The sequence below is a fragment of the Streptomyces anulatus genome (genome assembly GCF_014650675.1).
In the GTDB taxonomy this organism is placed as follows: Bacteria; Actinomycetota; Actinomycetes; order Streptomycetales; family Streptomycetaceae; genus Streptomyces; species Streptomyces anulatus.
Genome location: NZ_BMVK01000045.1, coordinates 1 through 761 on the forward strand (window position 1 = coordinate 1; position 761 = coordinate 761).

Sequence of the window (761 nt, forward strand, 5' to 3'; positions counted from 1 at the left end):
GCGGTTGGGGCTGCATCGGGCCCTGCGGAAGATCCGCCAGGACTTCAGGCGGGCGACGCCGCGTTCGACGGGTGCCCGTGTGGCGGCCAGGGCACGGTTGCGGGTCTTCTCGGTGGGGGTCAGTTCCTTCAGGGGCCTGCGCTTGATGCCCGTGGTCAGCCACGGACCGGCGCCCTGGTAGGCGAGATCGGCCACGATCGGAACGCCCTGGCGCTCGCAGATCCGGATGACCCGGTGGGTACGGGCGGCGGTCAGGTCGTGGGTGCGGCCCGGCAGGGCGGGCGAGAGCCACAGCAGCCGGCCGCCGGGGTCGGTGACGACCTGCACGTTCACGCCGTGGCGTCGGTGTTTGTGGGAGTAGTCGGCCCGGCCGTCGCCGACCCGGTCGCATTCGGCGAGGGTGCCGTCGAGCAGGACGAAGTCGGGTTCGTGGTCGCGCAGTGTCTTGAGCAGGCCCGGTGCACGGGCGGCCAGCAGGTCGACGACCGCGCTGGTGTAGGCATGCGCGGTGGACTCGCTGATCCCGAACCCGGTGGCGATCTTCGCAAGTGTGGTGTGCTCGCGCAGGTACACCAGTGCCACCATCGCGCGCTGTGACGGACGGAGCTTGCAGCGCCGGTCGCCCTCACGGGTGACGATCAGCATGGTGACCCACTCCACGAGTGCATGCGGCAGGTCGAGTGCGGCAGGATGGATGACCAACGAGGCCCCCGAGCAACGTGATTGAGACGTCAGACATCTCGATCAACAGCCCGGGGGCC

At 69.9% G+C, this 761-nt stretch carries 1 protein-coding gene; it reads right to left on the reverse strand.

The genetic code is table 11. The annotated features are described in order from the left end of the window. On the reverse strand, positions 1-702 hold a 702-nt coding region (locus IE272_RS38535), incomplete at its 3' end, for a transposase family protein (RefSeq protein ID WP_190010423.1). Positions 703-761: the final 59 nt, after the last annotated feature.